This window comes from Enterobacter cloacae complex sp. 2022EL-00981 (genome assembly GCF_028737495.1).
Taxonomy (GTDB): Bacteria; Pseudomonadota; Gammaproteobacteria; order Enterobacterales; family Enterobacteriaceae; genus Enterobacter; species Enterobacter cloacae.
The window spans coordinates 13,557-31,258 of record NZ_JAQZRK010000001.1; the positions used below are offsets into that span (position 1 = coordinate 13,557).

Genomic DNA, 17,702 nt, shown 5'->3' on the forward strand with positions numbered 1-17,702 from the left:
AATTTGCCATGAAACTGGCGCGTGAGTTCGGTCGCCCGGACTGGCGTGCCATGCTTGCTGGCATGTCCTCAACGGAGTACGGCGACTGGAAAATCTTCTATCAGGACAATTACTTTCATGATGCGCAGCTGGACGCTCACTTCTCCGGCTTGCTCTACACCATCTCAACCCTGTTTTTTGCCGATCCGGAGTTAACCCCGGACAGTTTCAGCATTCTTAATACTGCACCGGAACCCATCGACATTGATGAACCGGATGACAATACGCTGATGGCGAAGGCTGCAGGTATTTCAGGAGGCGTGCGCTATGGCCCAGACGGCAGTCGGTGATCTGGTCGTTAACCTTGACGTTAACTCGACAAAATTCAACGAGCAGCTCAGCTACGTCAAAAAAGAATTAAAACAGACCGGCAGTGCGGCAAACGACGAAGCGTTACGTATCCAGCAGTCCTTCAGCCGCCAGGAGAACGCCGCGCGTAAGGCCGGTATTTCAGTGGGTCAGTATAACGCCGCAATGCGTATGCTCCCGGCGCAGTTTACCGATGTGGCCACGCAGCTGGCAGGTGGGCAGAACCCCTGGCTGATTCTGCTTCAGCAGGGCGGTCAGGTTAAGGACTCCTTTGGCGGGATCATCCCGACATTCCGGGCGTTGATTGGGACGGTTTCCCCGTTGATGGTCGGGATTGGTGCATTGTCCGTTGCAACGGGCGCGTTGTTCTATGCCTGGTACCAGGGCTCTTCCACCCTGTCTGATTTCAACAAAACGCTGGTGCTGTCGGGGAACACAGCCGGACTGACTGCAGATCGCATGCTGGCGCTGGCGCGGAACGGGCAGACTGCTGGACTGACCTTCAACCAGACCAGTGAAGCGCTGACCGAGCTTATCAACGCGGGTGTGCGTGCTGGCTCGCGCTTTGATGACATGAGCCAGGCGGTGGCGCGGTTTACCGATGCCTCCGGCGTGCCGGTGGAAAAGGTAGCAGCAGCCTATGGCAAGCTCGCAACTGACCCGACATCGGGCCTGATCGCGATGGCCCAGCAGTTCCATAACGTTACCGCTGAACAGATTGCCCATGTGGCGCAGCTGCAGCGTGCCGGTGATGAGGCTGGCGCACTGCAGGCAGCTAACGAGGCTGCTACAGCCGGATTCAACGATCAGACCAAAGCCATCCGCGACAATATGGGGACGATTGAATCTTCAGCGGACTCCCTGAAGCGCGCCTTCAAGTCGATGTGGGATGCAGCCCTCGATATTGGCCGACCTGACACCGCGCAGGAGATGGTGGCAAAAGCCGAAGCCGCGTTCAAAAAAGCCGATGAAATCTGGAACCTGCGTAAAGGTGACCGATATGTCAATGATGAGGCCCGCGCCCGATTCTGGAATGACCGCGAAACGGCCAGGCTGGCGCTGGACATGGCGCAGCAGCAGGCGGGAATTGCCAAGGCGAATGAAGAGAATGCATCGCGTGAAGCGGCAGCGGAATCGGATCGCCAGAAGTATGCTGCGCAGGCTCAGGCAAACTATGCCAAAACGCAGACGGCACTGGAGAAATACACGGCCAGGCAGAGCGAGCTCAACAAGGCGCTGAAAGAGGGGCGGATCCTCCAGGCTGACTACAACATCAACCTGGCTGCCGCGAAAAAAGAGTACGAAGACACCCTTAAAAAGCCGAAGAAGACCCCGGCAATCAGAACCCCCGTAGGTGCCCGTGCCACCGATACGGCCAGCGCCCAGACGCTGGAGCTGCAGGCACAGCTGCGCACCCTGCAGGAGCATAAGAGCATCAATGACACCATCAGCCAGCAGCGTCAGGAGCTGTGGCGTCAGCAGTCCCGCTTTACGGTTCTGGAAGAGGCCGCGAAGACCCGGACGCTTTCTGCTGAGGAAAAATCCCTGCTGGCCAGTAAAAGCGAGGTGCTTTCCCGTGCGGAGCTGAATGCGAAGCTCGGCGATCAGATAGTGGCGCAGGAGCGGCTTAATCGCCTGCAGGATACGTCCCAAAAATACGTCACGCAGATCGGCGAGAAAACCCAAGCCCTTGCGGAAAGTGCTGGTAAGAGCAGTCGTGAGGCTCAGAGGCGCAATGAAGAGGCTCAGCTTCTCCAGGGCTGGAAAAATGGTGGCGGGTCTGAGAACGATGCCGGTTATCAGAATGAGCTGCAGGCGCTGCGAACATATTACGCCGAGCAGGATAAGCTTCGGGGTGACTGGAAGTCCGGGGCCAAGTCCGCATGGGCAGATTATGTTGATTCTGCTTCTGATGCTTATGGCCAGATGAAGTCGTTTGCCACCAGTACGTTTGATGGCATCGGGCAGAATATGGCTGACATGCTGACGCGCGGAAAGGCTGACTGGGCTGACTTTACCCGATCCACGCTCTCCATGCTGACACAGATCCTGATGAAGCAGGCGCTGGCCGGCCTGGTGGATTCAGCGACAACCGCGCTGGGATTTGCAGGTGGCGGTTATACCGGTTCAGGCGGGAAATATGAGCCTGCAGGTGTCGTTCACCGTGGTGAGTTTGTCTTCACCAAAGAGGCTACCAGCCGGATCGGCGTCGGCAACCTTTACCGGATGATGAAAGGGTACGCCACGGGTGGGTATGTCGGAGGTGGCGGAACAGGTCCAGCTGCAGCACCTTTCGGTGTCAGTGTATATGCCCAGGTGACGGTCGAGAATGCCTCCGGTGGCGCACCGCAGCAAAATGACGGAGACAGGCTGGGTAAGGCGTATCAGCAGGTGATTAACAAATCTGTCAATGATGGTATCGCCAGGGCAATCCAGCCCGGTGGGCTTATCTGGAATGCGACCAATCGCAGGTAACAGTTATGACGATAGAAACATTCTCCTGGGGTATTAAGGTCTCCAGCCAGCCCACAGAGGGAAGCAAAGACACCGTCAGGAAGGTCCAGTTCGGCGACGGGTACGCACAAGTGAGCGGCTCAGGTCTGAATGATGAAATTCGCACCTATGAATTTTCCTTCTCAGGGGATCCGACTACAGCGAATGAAATTCATGCCTTCCTTCGGCGGCATAAAGTGAAGTCGTTTATTTTCACTCCGCCTTTCGGCGATACCGCACTGTGGCGTGTCGAGGCTGACACGCTCAAAAAGGTGGTTAAAAACGTAAAAGTGATAACCGTAACCGCAACGTTTGAACAGGCATTTGCACCATGAGTCTTAATGCTGATTATCAAAAACTTGAGCCGGGCAATGAAGTCCGGCTTTTTTCTGTCGATGGTACCGCGTTCGGTATGTCAGATGTGCTCCGCTTCCACGCACACAATATCGCACACACCCCGGAAGAGATTGAAGCCGCAGGCGGCGACGAGAATAAACTTCCGGCAAAGTCCATCTGGTGGCAGGGAGAGGAGTATAAAGCCTGGCCGTGTCAGGTGGAGGGTATTGAGGCGACCACTGACGGTACCAGCCCACAGCCAAAATTGACGGTGGCGAATCTGGACAGCTCGATCTCCGCGCTCTGTCTTGCGTATGACGATCTGCTGCAGGCGAAAGTGAGTATCCACGACACGCTGGCGAAGTATCTGGACGCCAGAAATTTTCCGCAGGGCAACCCCACCGCAGACCCGTCACAGGAAAAGCTGAAGGTCTTTTATATCGACGCCAGAAGTACCGAGACGGATGAAGCTGTTGAATTTACGCTTTCCAGTCCGATGGATTTGCAGGGCCAGATGATACCGACGCGGCAGCTGCATTCGCTATGTACCTGGTGCATCCGGAACAAGTACCGTACCGGCGACGGTTGCGACTATGCCGGTACGCGCTACTTCGACAAAAACAATAATCCGGTTGACGATCCCTCACTGGATGTCTGCAACGGCACGCTGACAGCCTGCAAGCTCCGGCACGGAGACAGCAACGAGCTGCCGTTCGGCGGATTTCCGGGCACATCTCTTATCAGGAGCTGATATGCGCCAGAAAACCATTGATGCCATCATGGCGCATGCTGCAGCGGAGTATCCGCGCGAGTGCTGCGGCGTGGTGGCACAGAAAAGCCGGGTTGAGCGCTATTTTCCCTGCCGTAACCTCGCAGCAGAGCCGACAGAACATTTTCACCTTTCACCCGAAGATTATGCAGCTGCAGAAGACTGGGGGACGGTGGTGGCCATTGTTCACAGTCACCCTGACGCGACGACGCAGGCCAGCGAGTTGGATAAGGCGCAGTGTGATGCAACGCTGCTGCCCTGGCATATAGTGAGCTGGCCAGAGGGGGACTTACGCACCATTCAGCCGCGCGGGGAACTGCCATTGCTTGAGCGTCCGTTCGTCCTTGGCCACTTCGATTGCTGGGGTCTGGTAATGAGCTATTTCCGGCAGACCCACGGTATCGAGCTCCACGATTACCGGGTCGATTATCCCTGGTGGGAAAACGACTATACGGACAACTTTTACCAGGATTGCTGGTATGAGTGTGGGTTCCGGGAGTTCGACGGGCCGCCACAACCAGGCGATATAGTGATCATGCAGGTCCAGGCCGATAAGTGGAATCACGCGGGGATCCTGCTTGAGGGCAATATGCTACTGCATCATTTGTACGGTCATCTTAGCCAGCGCGTGCCATATGGTGGCTACTGGCAGGAAAGAACAATGAAAGTACTTCGGTACAAAGTATTTTGTTAATTCTATAGTGGTTAAGTTGTTAATTACTCACTCCATAACTTCATGTTAGTATTCCTCTGATATTTTCAATGAAAGGGAAGCTTAATTGTGAAAAAATATTGTTCTCTGGTCTTGTGGTGCTTGCCACCGCTGGATGTGCTGATAATAGGCCAATGCCGGTATTAGATACTAAGCCTGTCACATGTTCATCAGAGGCTGAATGTAGTTATCTTTGGTCGAAGGTTCCTCAGCATTTGGAGTTTGCAACAAAAATGAGAGTAGAATCAGCTAACGATACATTTATAACAACATTCCCACCTATTGATACAAGGCAACTTGCAGGACGGGCATCTAAGGTTAAACAGTCCGGCGATACGGCAATAAATGCTGAATTCCAATGCCATCGACATTATGGGCAGAAGGATTGTGAAAGGGCGGTAATTAATGCTACAAATTTCTTTAATCAAGCAATGAGCATTGAAAAGAAACATTTTAATAAATAAACACCTAAATAAATCAACCAAATTAAACCGCTTCGGCGGTTTTTTTACGTGGGGGGATTATATGCAAGAGGTCATGAGTCGAATTGAATTAGGCAGTGTTCTTGGAAAAACGTTTGGCAAAGTTCACTACCGTCTGATATCCCGCGTAAGCGAAGCAGGCGTTGCACTCGCAAAAACCATTCCTGGATTTGAGCAGTTTATGATTTCCAGCCAACGCCGTGGGCTCACATACTCCGTGTTTAAGGGTAAAAAAAACATCGGTGTGGATGACCTTGGCTTCCCGATTACCGGCGAGGTTATTCGCATTGTTCCGGTAATCATCGGGAGTAAAAAAGCCGGTTTGATTCAAACTATCCTGGGCGCAGTATTAGTGGTTGCATCGATTTGGATGCCGGGTCTGAGTATAGCTGCCAGCAATATGATGTTTGCTGCTGGCGCGTCCATAACACTGGGGGGCGTAGTCCAGATGTTATCCCCTCAATCAACCGGGCTGGCCAGCAAACAGAGCTCAGATAACCGCGCCTCATACGCATTCGGCGGAGTAACCAACACTGCTGCACAGGGCTATCCGGTACCGCTTCTTTATGGTCGCCGACGCATAGGCGGCGCAATTATTTCAGCCGGGATTTACGTTGAGGATCAACAATGAAGAAATACTTAAGATTGACCATTTCAGGCCTGCATCGCGTTGATGACGGAATCCTAATCGGCGGAAATGCGACAGTAATAGTAAACCGTGGCGGAGAGGTTATTTGTCGCGAGACATTTTCTGGCAAAGTTTCCGATAAATATTCAAAGCTATATGAAGTTGAAGATACCGGTATTCCAGTATCAGTAACGTCGTCCAGTGATTGTCAGTTTTTCAAAGCAGAAGCTGATTTTGTAAACCCATTTAGCGAAACAAATATCTGATTAATCTTCTCTTGCAATAAGCCACCGCAGGGTGGCTTTTTTTATGGGCGCAATATGGCTACATCTACTCCGATTAGAGGCCGCAAGGGCGGCAGCTCAAGTTCCCGCACCCCGACTGAACAACCAGACGACCTCCAGTCCGTAGCAAAGGCCAAAATTCTTGTTGCGCTGGGAGAGGGGGAATTTGCCGGGCAACTGACGGCGAAAGATATCTATCTCGACGGCACACCACTGGAGAATGCAGACGGTTCGCAAAACTTCAGCGGCGTGGCGTGGGAATTCCGCCCGGGGACGCAGGCACAAAAATACATTCAGGGCATCCCCGGTACCGAAAACGAAATAAGCGTGGGCACCGAAGTTTCAAGCACCACAGCCTGGACGCACACCTTTACCAATACGCAGCTGTCAGCCGTTCGCCTGCGCCTGAAATGGCCATCGCTTTTTAAACAGGAGAACGATGGCGATCTGGTTGGCTATTCAATTAACTACGCCATTGATCTGCAGACTGATGGTGGTACCTGGAAGACGGTACTTAATACCAGCGTAACCGGCAAGACAACTTCCGGCTACGAACGCAGCCATCGCATCGACTTACCACAGGCAGGCAGCACATGGACGGTGCGCCTGCGTAAGCTCACGGCGGATGCCAACAGCGCGAAAATTGGCGACACAATGACGCTGCAGAGCTACACAGAGGTTATCGACGCCAAACTGCGTTATCCAAATACCGCGCTGCTCTACATCGAATTCGACTCAAGCCAGTTTAACGGCTCTATCCCGCAAATATCCTGCGAACCGCGAGGACGTGTAATCCGCGTTCCGGATACGTATGACCCGGAGACCCGCACCTATAGCGGCACATGGACGGGGGTTTTTAAGTGGGCGTGGACGGATAATCCGGCCTGGATTTTTTACGATCTGGTGGTGAGCGACCGCTTTGGGCTGGGCAATCGCCTGACGGCGGCCAATATTGATAAATGGACGCTTTACCAGGTCGCACAATATTGCGATCAGCCGGTTCCCGATGGTAAAGGCGGTAGCGGCACCGAGCCTCGTTATACCTGCAACGTGTACGTGCAGGAGAGAAATGACGCCTATACCGTGTTACGTGATTTTGCGGCGATATTCCGGGGCATGACGTACTGGGGTGGCGATCAAATCGTTGCGCTTGCGGATATGCCCCGCGATGTGGATTACAGCTACACGCGTGCAAACGTGGTTGATGGCCGCTTTACCTATTCGGGCAGCACCACCAAAACCTGATATACCACGGCACTGGTTTCCTGGTCCGATCCGGGTAATGCCTACGCAGACGCGATGGAGCCGGTTTTTGAACAGGATCTCGTCGCTCGCTTTGGTACAAACCAGCTCGAAATGACAGCCATTGGCTGCACCCGGCAGTCAGAGGCAAACAGGAAGGGGCGCTGGGGTATCCTGACCAATAACAAGGATCGCCTCGTGTCGTTCGATGTGGGTCTGGACGGCAAGATCCCACAGCCTGGCTATATCATCGCGGTTGCCGATGAGCTGCTTTCCGGCAAGGTGATGGGAGGGCGTATCAGCGCGGTTAACGGTCGCGTTATCACGCTTGATCGTGAGTCTGCAGCCGCTCCCGGAAGCCGCCTTATGGTTAACCTTCCGTCCGGCGCATCGCAGAGCAGAACGATACAAAGCGTAAACGGCCGGGCCGTCACCGTGACAACGGCATACAGCGAAACACCTGCAGTGGAATCGGTGTGGATTGTCGAGTCCGAGGAGCTTTATGCGCAGCAATATCGCGTTATCAGCGTCACGGATAATAATGACGGAACGTATTCGATTTCTGGTGCTTTGCACGATCCGGATAAATATGCGCGTATCGATACCGGTGCCATTATCGACCAGCGGCCAATAAGTGTTATTCCGCCAGGTAATCAGTCCCCGCCAGCCAATATCGTCATCAATTCATTCTCTGTGGTTCAGCAGAACATGAACGTTCAGACCATGCGCGTCAGCTGGGACCAGGCGAAGAACGCCATCTCCTATGAAGCGCAATGGCGCCGCAACGACGGGAACTGGGTTAACGTGCCTCGCAGCTCCACCACGTCATTCGACGTTCCGGGGATTTACGCGGGACGATACCTGGTGCGCGTGCGTGCCATCAATGCCGCTGAAATTTCGTCCGGATGGGGCTATTCAGAAGAGAAAACGCTGACGGGCAAGGACGGGAATCCTCCGAAGCCGGTGGGTTTCATCGCGTCTGAAAACGTGGTGTTCGGCATCGAGCTGAACTGGGGGTTCCCGGCCATTACGGACGATACACTGAAGACGGAAATTCAGTACAGCCTGACCGGTACTGAGGGCGATGCGATGTTGCTGGCCGATGTGCCATACCCGCAGCGTAAATATCAGCAGATGGGCCTTAAAGCGGGGCAGATTTTCTGGTACCGCGCGCAGCTGGTGGACCGCAGCGGAAACGAATCAGGGTATACAGACTTTGTGCGCGGACAGGCCAGCATTGATGTATCCGACATCACAGACGTGATCCTGGAGGAAATTAAAGACTCCGATACCTTCAAAGACCTGATCGAGAACGCGGTGGACAGCAACGAAAAAATTGCTGGCATGGCTAACGACATCAAACAGGCCAACGACGAACTGGCGCAACAGGCGCAGGAAATCGCCAAAAACGCCCAGGATATCGGTAAAGTTCAGACCAGCGTTACAAACCTGTCGAGCACGGTCGGAGATGTGTCTTCTTCTCTGAGCAAGCTTGAGCAGACAGTGGCGACGGCCGATACCGCGCTGGGCCAGCGCATCGATAACATCAGCGTGTCTGTGGACGGCATGGCGGGGGGAGTGAAGAACTCCGCCATCGCGATTATTCAGGGCAATCTGGCTCAGGTGGCCGCGCGCAAAACGCTGTCTGCATCCGTCGCCGGTAACAGCGCGCAGCTGGACCGCATTGATGAGGTGATCGTCAACGAGAAGGAGGCAACTGCGCGTTCGCTGCTGAGTTTGCAGACTGACGTGAACGGCAACAAGGCATCCATCAACAGCCTCAACCAGACGTTCTCTGATTACCGGCAGGCCACGGCCACGCAGATAAACGGCATAACGGCAACGGTGAACGGGCATACCTCAGCCATCACAACTAACGCTCAGGCGATAGCGAACGTAAATGGCGACCTCAGCGCGATGTACAACATCAAGGTGGCTGTAGATGCCAACGGACGTCAGTATGCAGCCGGGATGGGCATAGGCGTGGAAAATACCCCTGGAGGTATGCAGTCACAGGTACTTTTCCTGGCGGATCGTTTTGCTGTGATGATGCAGGCAGGATCTACGCCTACCATCGTATTCACCACGCAAAATGGTCAGTTGATTATCCGAGATGCAGTTATCGGCGACGGAACGATCAGCAATGCCAAAATTGGTAGTTATATCCAGTCTTCGACATGGGATGGCAGCGGTAATGTTGGCTGGCATATTAATAAATCGGGTTACGCTGTATTTAATAACGTCACTATCCGTGGAACAGTATATGCAACAAATGGAAGCTTTAAGGGTAGTGTTGAGGCCACGACTTTTGTCGGTGATATAGCGAATATTGGAGTTGGAGCAGACGTTGTCGTTTCAGGCGCTACAACAGCTACCAGAGTGATAACATTCACAGACTCCTCTAATTCCTCGCTTGCGAAATCCGCCCTTCTCGAAGGTCTGATTTATGTGTCATCGCTTACCGGAACAACGGTCGTTAACATCACGCTCAATATCAATGGGAATATACGTGACCTTGGAAATATTAACGTACCGTCAGGGAATACTGGGATGTGGATATCGGTAAGGCATGCATTGAGAAACATCACCGCAAATACAGTTACGGGAACCATTACAGTCACAGGAAGCGGAACATCAAGTAAGTCAATTACATCACCGACGTTAAGCATTACCCGAGGTACCGGGTCGTTCTCATAATCCAATTAGACATTCAACACGATTAATAACCCGTCACTTTTGGCGGGTTTTTTATTTCCTGGAGAAAATATGATTTACAGCACAGGTACCATTGCAGTTAGTGGTAATACGGTAACCGGAACAGGAACAAACTGGACCGCGCCAGCCAGCCAGGTTCGTGCAGGACAGACGATTATCGTACTCTCTAACCCGGTTCAGATGTTCCAGATCACCACCATCAACAGCGCTACTTCGCTGACAGTTACGCCAGCGGCATCACCGGCGCTGAACGGCCAGAAGTATGGAATCCTTGTGTCGGACAATATCTCGGTCGACGGCCTGGCGCAGGCCATGTCACAGCTCATCAAAGAGTATGACGAGAATATTGGTGCCTGGGAGACGTTCGCCACTACCTCGGCAAACCAGAGCATCACCGTTACCATCAACGGCACCCCTGTAACCATTCCTGGCATCGGTAAACTGGCGCAGAAAGGGGCCAACGGTGCTCTCCCGATTGACCAGGGCGGGACCGGGGCAACAACGGCTGAAGGCAGTCGCACAAACCTCGGTTTAGGAAGTAGCGCGACTAAGGACGTCGGAACGGCGGCCGGGAACGTCATGCAAGTTGGGGCGTTCGGACTTGGAGCTTCAGTATACGATAGTGGCCCAAGCACGCCAGCAGCCGAAGCTAACGCTAATTATATGGCAGTAAATGGAATTTTCTCTGCGCCTGGTGCCTCAGCATCAAATTATGCATCAGCGTATGCTCCGGTAATGATTATGACACGCGGAACTTCTATAGCGCAGCTCCAGGTAACTGGAATTGGTGGAGTAGTTGCAAGATACAGAGACGCCGGAAACTGGTCATCGTGGGCCACTCACTATCATACAAATAATACAACTAAAGCCAGTGATGGCACGCTTAAGGCGGCATCGCCAGTAGCCCGTATTGTCAAAAGCAGGGAAGAAACTGAACGTACTGATGTGGCAGAGGATGGCTTCACATGGTGCGGCTGCGGCACAGCGAATGCTGAGGCCGAGGGAATTACCCTTTCCCGCCGCGACGTAGGTTTTTACGTACTCACCGGTTCGGCAGGTCTGGCATCTGAGGGGTGGCAGTTACTGCCGCCGATGGACCCTGGCGGCATGGGAGAGCTGGGCGTGGTTGAGGCAGAGCAAACCGACAATGGCGAGCTGACAATCCGCCTGTTTAAGCGCAAATACATGCTGAGCGATGACGGAGAGATCATCAAAACGAAAGGAGAACTGATGGATGTCCCGGCGAACAGTTGGATCGATGTTCGCCTGGATATGCCATCTGATTCGCTGTTTAACCAGCGGATGAATCAGGAACTTCAGCCATAGCCTTGCGCTGATTCCAGATACTGTCCTGCGGCATCTGAATACGTACAGAGACAAATTGGTCAGAAGGGATGTCTATCGGGTCACCATTGCTAATATCCTGCAGTTCATTCCTGGCGAACTCTGGCGCGGCAGGATGTGTGCGGTGATAGGTTTTCACTAACACCGAACCGTCAGCATGAACCTCATAATCCAGCCAGATCAGGGGCTGTTTGTTGCGGTCGGTGGGAATATCAAAACCGCCGTCAATACCGCCCCATGCAGCGTCAGAGTTAAGCCCTTCACATCCTTCAATCAGATATTCACCGATGGCCAGACGGGTTACGGTGCAGCCTTCAGATTCGTCATTGGTCTGGTATGCGCCATCTGTAAACACTTTGACCACAGGCGATGCTGCTTTAATGCTGCCATCTGATGCAACTGTAGTATTTGCAGTCGTGTAAACCTTTTTCCATAGATACGTAGTGCCCTGCATATGGCTTGTCTGTATATATGCCTGTCCATCGTTCGTCCAAACGAACCATGACGTGGATGGACCACCATCATATTGTAGCTGCACCCCTACACCGTTGGTATTTGCAGGATTATTAGCTGTTTGACTTGTGAAGCGACCAAATCCAAGCATGTTTGTGTTTGAAAAGTTGTCAATATGACGAGCGTATCCCAAGCCAAGAGCTTTTAGCGAGGGAATCTGACTCGTATCACTATTGGTAACAATCTCAGAATCCAGTGAGTTCCTCGTGGCGCTACTTCCCAAACCGAGGTTTTATAGATTGCCCTTCGCCAGCCATGCCGATAACTTCACCTGATTTTTTCGTAGCAAAAGGTGGATAAAAAAAATGCAATATGGGTACGCAAGGGTATCAACTTTTGACCAAAATCTTGAATTACAGTTAGAAGCACTTAATCGATTAGAATGTGACCGAATTTTTGAAGATAAAATATCCGGTTCAAAATCAAAACGCCCAGGGCTGGATAAGATGATGAAGCTACTACGACCAGGCGATACCGTTATCGTCTGGAAGCTTGATCGGCTTGGGCGGTCCCTCATTCACCTTGTGGATTTATTGCGTTATTTCCGTGCGAACAAGATTGAATTTGTTTCAATCACTGAAGGGATAAGAATCAGCACTTCAATAGGCCGTTTCGCATACACCATGCTGAGTGCAGCAGCTGAAATGGAAAGGGAAAACATTATTGAAAGAACGCGTGCAGGTTTAGCTGTGGCGAGGGCAAAGGGGAGAATCGGAGGCAGGCGACCAAAGCTTACTCCAGAGCAATGGGCGCAGGCGGGGCGTTTGATCGCAAACGGAGTAGACAGAAAGCAAGTAGCGATTATTTACGACGTTGCGGTGTGCACCTTGTATAAGAAATTTCCGGCGCGGTAGGGGCAGAGGAAAAAATATTGAACATTTAATACAATTTTCGTAATAAAGTATTGAAAGAATGTAATAAAGTTGTTGAAATTTTGGTGAGCGGTGGGGTTGAGCATTGGGGGTATTCATGGCAAAAACAGATTCTATTACACCAGAAGAGTTCAGGGCTATTCACGTTGAATTGTCTAAAATCTCATCAACTTGGGCAGACTTATGGTTAACATTGTTTTCTCTCCGTGCTGAAGGCAGCAGGGTGATTACTATTAGATATTCCGATATCGAAGATGACATGCTGCACTTGGCTGGAACTCCAAAATTTGAGCCACGAACAATTAGATTAAATTTATTGCTTTCTAAGTTAATTGCGTGCAGAAAGGATTGCAATTCTTCTGATATTTATGTTTTCCAGAGTAGATCAAATCGAGTTAAAGGATTAGCTAGGCCTGTGACTGTAATAGCAATGAATAATGCCTTAAAACAAGCATCCAAATATGTAACAAGGAAAAACATCACCATGAAAAGTGCTTTAAGGGTAATCGTAAGGAACTAGTTGGACGGGGGTTCATACACAACATACCCACCTGTGTATGGAAGATTAGGACGATGGTCTATGATCACGTCCTTTATCAAGTCATTATTCTCCCTGATGATTGTCGATTTACTACTCGATTGGATATAAAATATGTACTTGCATAAATTTTGGGAGGGATTTTAAGTAAGTGAAATGAGAACCTGATCAGAATAAATCAAACCGAGCATTGAGTAGAGTAAATAATAAAGCAGCGCATGCAAGATTTAAGAGTATAACAAAACGGGCGGAAACATTCACTGAACAAATCTCCTGATCATGTATTAGACAAAGAATGACTGTAATGTAAAACCATCTTACACACACCTACTAAAAAAGACAGATAAACCAAGGTTGACCTGCTCCCCGTTGATTAGTACACCCCGATGTTAGTAATGTCTTCATAAGCCACATGAGGACATCCCCATGAAGAAGCGTTTTTCCGACGAACAGATCATCAGTATTCTCCGCGAAGCCGAAGCTGGGGTACCCGCCCGTGAACTCTGCCGCAAGCATGCCATTTCCGATGCCACGTTTTACACCTGGCGTAAGAAGTATGGCGGTATGGAGGTGCCTGAAGTTAAGCGCCTGAAGTCGCTTGAGGAAGAGAACGCCAGACTCAAGAAGCTGCTTGCCGAAGCCATGCTGGATAAAGAGGCGCTTCAGGTGGCTCTTGGGCGAAAGTACTGACGACAGACCAGAAGCGGGAAGCCGTGATGTTGATGTGTGATGCGACCGGTCTGTCGCAACGTTGTGCCTGCAGGCTTACAGGTTTATCCCTGTCGACCTGCCGCTATGAGGCTCACCGTCCGGCTGCTGATGCGCATTTATCAGGGCGCATCACTGAGCTGGCACTGGAGGGCAGGCGTTTTGGCTACCGTCGTATTTGGCAGTTGCTGCGCCGTGAAGGGCTTCATGTTAATCATAAGCGCGTGTACCGGCTTTATCACCTCAGTGGCCTGGGCGTAAAACGCAGAAGACGTCGTAAAGGGCTGGCAACAGAACGTCTGCCGCTGCTCCGTCCGGCGGCGCCCAATCTGACCTAGTCGATGGATTTCGTCATGGACGCACTTTCCACCGGTCGCAGGATCAAGTGTCTTACCTGCGTCGATGATTTCACAAAGGAATGCCTGACGGTCACTGTTGCCTTTGGGATTTCAGGCGTTCAGGTCACGCGTATTCTGGACAGCATTGCACTGTTTCGAGGCTATCCGGCGACGATAAGAACTGACCAGGGGCCGGAGTTCACTTGCCGTGCACTGGATCAATGGGCCTTTGAGCATGGTGTTGAGTTGCGCTTAATCCAGCCGGGCAAGCCAACGCAGAACGGATTTATTGAGAGCTTTAACGGACGATTTCGCGATGAATGTTTGAATGAGCACTGGTTCAGCGATATCGTTCATGCCAGGAAAATTATTAATGACTGGCGGCAGGATTATAACGAATGCCGCCCGCACTCCACGCTGAATTATCAGACACCGTCTGAATTTGCAGCGGGCTGGAGAAAGGGTCATTCTGAGAATGAAGATTCCGACGTTACTAACTGAGTGTTGTATCTAATCGTGGGGGCAGGTCATGTTATCTACGGAACGGTAGATAATCGGTTTGTTAATCTTTGACCAGCCACATATCGGACTCTTCAAACATTTCCTCCAGCATACGGTTCAGCTTTTCCCGATCACCTTTGCTGGCGTCACTGTTTAAGGCGTTTGCCTGCATCGGCTTCACCTTCACTTCAGCGCTAGGGAAAATCTGGTGCACCCGCTTCGTCAGTTCTGCCAGGATAATCTCTCTCGCCCCTTCGAGCCCCTCAACATTACGCTTGTCATAAACCAGTTCAACGAACATCACTCTCCCTCCTGACTGACTTGATCTCTTGATATAAAAATACTACTGTATATGCATACAGTCAATGAGCAAGTGAGGGTGCTGTATGCCTCGCCAATATGATATTCACGCAGCTTTTTTAGCCTCTATAGAACAGAATCCAAAGGGTTACCTTTGTCTCAATACAAACAAATTCATCAATAAATTGCGCGAGAAGAACTGGCATTTCAGCCAGGCAGACGCTAACGCATGGATTGAGAGATACCAGCCAGATTTTGCTGATAAGACGACGGACGGCAGTGATAACCGTTACTGGATCTTGCGTAATATGGGGAGGGTATTCTGATGGGCTTTCCTTCACCAGCTATGGATTACCAGGAACAGCGGTTAACCATAGATCTGTTATGCGGAGTTGATGGGAACTGCAGGGTAATAGAAACGTCTTGCGGTTGGGCTGTCATTAACGTTGCCATGATGCCAGAGCAGGGAGATACGCTACTGGTAAGAATGGATAACAGAAACGAGTTTGCAAAGCTATATGGGGCGGCATTGATAACTGAAGATGGTGAAGCGATAGAAGGCGACGCGCTGGATGACGTGGAGGTTTTTGGCGTGCTAACGCATAGTCTTAACAGAGTAGGTAACGAAGATTGCCCAACCATTTAAGTTAGGGGTTTAACCCCCATTCTCCCTATACCCAATGTCGGTTCGCAGAACGAAAAAGTTTCGCCATTGTGAATTTTTGATATGCGTAAGCTGTTGATTCATTTGATCTAAAAATTATGAATTAATGGCGAAAAATAAACGTATGTATTTGATTATTATAGATAACACGCGTGATTTAAAATCCCTCGGCGTTCGCGCTGTGTGGGTTCAAGTCCCACTCCGGGTACCATGGGAAATAAAGAATAATCAAAGCAATAAGCAGTGTCGTGAAACCACCGAAAGGTGGTTTTTTTGTGTCTGAAATTTGCTTTTCGTGGTATGAATGCAAGAGTGGTTGCAAAAAATAAGGCGGATTAACCGCCCTGCATTAGACTGTAACGCGCTCGTTCCATGCGTCCGAGTATTGGACATTCCCGTCGCAGTACTTCCAGGTGATACGCTCATAGCGGAGCTGTATACCTTCGTTGTGATTGTGTATCTGTAATGCTGGCTCTTTGCAGTTATGCATAACGGGGTTAATACTGACTACCCGGACGTTTTCAAGCAACATATTGAAGTATTCAACTTCTTGTCCTGCATCGTTGATTTTATACCATTTGATCTCGGCGCTTTTTAGCGTCTGGCCTGTTGCTACCGCTTTGTAGAGGTACGGACTCGAGCTATCAAACTCTTTTTCGATTACGAGAGGCGCATGGAGGCGCGTACCGGTTATTTTGCCCGTCCCGTTATCGGTCGGAACCAATAAGCCGTGGCTAAAGGAAAGCACTTCAATGCTCCCTTCACGATCTAAAATATCAACAGATCCTTTGATATCCGCACCACCGTCATCCTTAAGCCATAAGTAAGCAGGAATAGCCATTTCAAAAACTCCTTTTTGATGATTAAACGGTCATTAACGGCTAAAACTGGATAGCGCGTAATACAGATTGTGCCATTGGTGATTGAAATGAAATTGCGTTACTTATTGATATTAATAATAAAAATATTAAATTGATCCCGGGCAATATACACAATCTCAATTAATTTTATGTTGCCTGCTTTAAATGGCTACAGAGATCAAGGATGGCATGTATACCAATTTACCCACCCCGTGGGCTGGAGATTTTGCGGGAACACATCAGACTCGCGAGAGCACGGTGTGAAGTGCAGGACATGGCCGCTCCGCTAACGTATATCTGGTTTTATCAACGAGTCAGAAACGGTGGGCCGTGGGATTACAAACAAAAAAATCGACTCTGGGCTGATTTTGGTAACTTTCATTTCGGGGCAGTGGGCTATGCTGCTTGCATTCCGGCAGAAATTTTACATATGGCCGCTGGTGCGGCGCAGTGGAAAGCGGGCACATCAAGAAAAGAATGGGGAAATTTCATGCAAGGCCCACCGTTCGGCGATGACCCGATTGATCAGTTCTGGATAAAACAGGGAATAGACTATGCTAAACAGCACCACTTTTAGAGTGCTGCACTGGGCCGCCACGGTGATTATGGCCGTTATGATCGCGATGTACTGCTATTTACAGCATATTCAGCGCTTAACTGTGCGAGACAAGCTTTACGAGGTTCGTCAGCTCACTCCACGGACGTGGCTATATATCACTGAATACGCAGAACCGGACACGACAACAGGGGACGTATACCGCTATTTTTTGGCGAGCAAGTTTGACGGCGATCCCCTGGAGGGACTCGAAAAACAGCACATTGCTCCCACGCTTACAGCGAACACGCCACGAGCAAAAGTTGATGGAATCGGAAATAACATCTCTTTCACCGTTCACGGCACCGTATACGACTTTACGACCTCCGCATTTTTTTATGATACTGAGGGAATAGCTGTCGTGCCATCGGTCGATTTAACTGCTCGCGGTGAAGGCTGGGATAAAGGGAAATTCAACAAATAAATAATGTCGGCGCGCTCTGCTGTTCAAGAAGTTAAT

General features: G+C 50.7%; 15 protein-coding genes and 4 pseudogenes. 16 read left to right on the forward strand and 3 right to left on the reverse strand.

All coding sequences use genetic code 11. From position 1 onward, the window contains the following. Nucleotides 1-8 precede the first annotated feature (8 nt). The 10 genes and pseudogenes from PUZ33_RS00090 to PUZ33_RS00135 all read left to right on the forward strand — a co-directional run. Nucleotides 9-323, forward strand: a pseudogene (locus tag PUZ33_RS00090) (phage tail assembly protein T); the annotation flags it as partial. Then, a complete protein-coding gene (locus PUZ33_RS00095; RefSeq protein WP_252107533.1) occupies nt 307-2,823 on the forward strand; it encodes a phage tail tape measure protein in 2,517 nt (838 codons plus the stop codon). The pseudogene PUZ33_RS00090 and the gene PUZ33_RS00095, both read left to right, overlap by 17 nt. Nucleotides 2,824-2,828: 5 nt before the next feature. After that, nucleotides 2,829-3,176, forward strand: a complete 348-nt coding sequence (locus tag PUZ33_RS00100) for a phage tail protein (RefSeq protein ID WP_025759358.1) — start codon at nt 2,829-2,831, stop codon at nt 3,174-3,176. Beyond that, the gene (locus PUZ33_RS00105) at nt 3,173-3,928 is read left to right on the forward strand and encodes a phage minor tail protein L (RefSeq protein ID WP_058680220.1); all 756 of its coding nucleotides are present in this window, start codon (nt 3,173-3,175) and stop codon (nt 3,926-3,928) included. Before PUZ33_RS00100 ends, PUZ33_RS00105 begins: the two co-directional genes overlap by 4 nt. 1 nt (nt 3,929) lies before the next feature. Further along, nucleotides 3,930-4,640: a C40 family peptidase gene (locus tag PUZ33_RS00110; RefSeq protein ID WP_025759356.1), complete on the forward strand. Its 711-nt coding sequence runs from the start codon at nt 3,930-3,932 to the stop codon at nt 4,638-4,640. Nucleotides 4,641-4,708: 68 nt separating this feature from the next. Then, a complete protein-coding gene (locus PUZ33_RS00115; RefSeq protein WP_126347374.1) occupies nt 4,709-5,122 on the forward strand; it encodes a hypothetical protein in 414 nt (137 codons plus the stop codon). Between the two features lie 61 nt (nt 5,123-5,183). Continuing rightward, on the forward strand, nt 5,184-5,771 hold the full coding sequence (locus PUZ33_RS00120; RefSeq protein ID WP_025759354.1) for a tail assembly protein: 588 nt from the start codon (nt 5,184-5,186) through the stop codon (nt 5,769-5,771). Beyond that, the gene (locus PUZ33_RS00125; protein ID WP_001324901.1) at nt 5,768-6,034 is read left to right on the forward strand and encodes a hypothetical protein; all 267 of its coding nucleotides are present in this window, start codon (nt 5,768-5,770) and stop codon (nt 6,032-6,034) included. The genes PUZ33_RS00120 and PUZ33_RS00125 overlap by 4 nt, the downstream gene beginning before the upstream one ends. 54 nt (nt 6,035-6,088) lie before the next feature. Continuing rightward, nucleotides 6,089-9,568: pseudogene (locus PUZ33_RS00130) on the forward strand (host specificity protein J); the annotation flags it as partial. 492 nt (nt 9,569-10,060) lie between these two features. Further along, nucleotides 10,061-11,335, forward strand: a complete 1,275-nt coding sequence (locus PUZ33_RS00135) for a phage tail fiber protein (RefSeq protein WP_274205287.1) — start codon at nt 10,061-10,063, stop codon at nt 11,333-11,335. Here the strand turns inward: PUZ33_RS00135 and PUZ33_RS00140 are convergent. Next, nucleotides 11,301-11,777 (reverse strand): annotated as a pseudogene (locus tag PUZ33_RS00140) (phage tail fiber protein); the annotation flags it as partial. The gene PUZ33_RS00135 and the pseudogene PUZ33_RS00140 sit on opposite strands and share 35 nt — an antisense overlap. Nucleotides 11,778-12,171: 394 nt before the next feature. Here PUZ33_RS00140 and PUZ33_RS00145 point away from each other — a divergent pair. The 3 genes and pseudogenes from PUZ33_RS00145 (at nt 12,172) to PUZ33_RS00155 (ending at nt 14,823) form a co-directional block, all read left to right on the forward strand. Continuing rightward, nucleotides 12,172-12,720, forward strand: coding sequence for a recombinase family protein (locus PUZ33_RS00145; protein ID WP_058680218.1), 549 nt, complete (start codon nt 12,172-12,174; stop codon nt 12,718-12,720). 115 nt (nt 12,721-12,835) lie between these two features. Continuing rightward, nucleotides 12,836-13,258 (forward strand): hypothetical protein, encoded by a 423-nt coding sequence (locus PUZ33_RS00150; protein ID WP_045617088.1) that lies wholly within the window; start codon nt 12,836-12,838, stop codon nt 13,256-13,258. 444 nt (nt 13,259-13,702) lie between these two features. Continuing rightward, nucleotides 13,703-14,823 (forward strand): annotated as a pseudogene (locus PUZ33_RS00155) (IS3-like element ISSen4 family transposase). Nucleotides 14,824-14,884: 61 nt separating this feature from the next. Here PUZ33_RS00155 and PUZ33_RS00160 read toward each other — a convergent pair. After that, the gene (locus PUZ33_RS00160; RefSeq protein ID WP_058680215.1) at nt 14,885-15,124 is read right to left on the reverse strand and encodes a DinI family protein; all 240 of its coding nucleotides are present in this window, start codon (nt 15,122-15,124) and stop codon (nt 14,885-14,887) included. Between the two features lie 85 nt (nt 15,125-15,209). Between PUZ33_RS00160 and PUZ33_RS00165 the strand changes: the two genes are divergently transcribed. Further along, nucleotides 15,210-15,449, forward strand: coding sequence for a hypothetical protein (locus PUZ33_RS00165; protein ID WP_058680214.1), 240 nt, complete (start codon nt 15,210-15,212; stop codon nt 15,447-15,449). Between the two features lie 687 nt (nt 15,450-16,136). Here PUZ33_RS00165 and PUZ33_RS00175 read toward each other — a convergent pair. Next, nucleotides 16,137-16,628, reverse strand: coding sequence for an Hcp family type VI secretion system effector (locus tag PUZ33_RS00175; RefSeq protein ID WP_014832451.1), 492 nt, complete (start codon nt 16,626-16,628; stop codon nt 16,137-16,139). A gap of 293 nt (nt 16,629-16,921) precedes the next feature. Here PUZ33_RS00175 and PUZ33_RS00180 point away from each other — a divergent pair, with 293 nt between their 5' ends. Both PUZ33_RS00180 and PUZ33_RS00185 read left to right on the forward strand, forming a co-directional pair. After that, complete coding sequence (locus tag PUZ33_RS00180) at nt 16,922-17,224, forward strand: polymorphic toxin type 44 domain-containing protein (RefSeq protein ID WP_226834736.1); 303 nt, start codon at nt 16,922-16,924, stop codon at nt 17,222-17,224. Then, nucleotides 17,202-17,666, forward strand: a complete 465-nt coding sequence (locus PUZ33_RS00185) for a hypothetical protein (protein WP_058680212.1) — start codon at nt 17,202-17,204, stop codon at nt 17,664-17,666. The genes PUZ33_RS00180 and PUZ33_RS00185 overlap by 23 nt, the downstream gene beginning before the upstream one ends. Nucleotides 17,667-17,702: the final 36 nt, after the last annotated feature.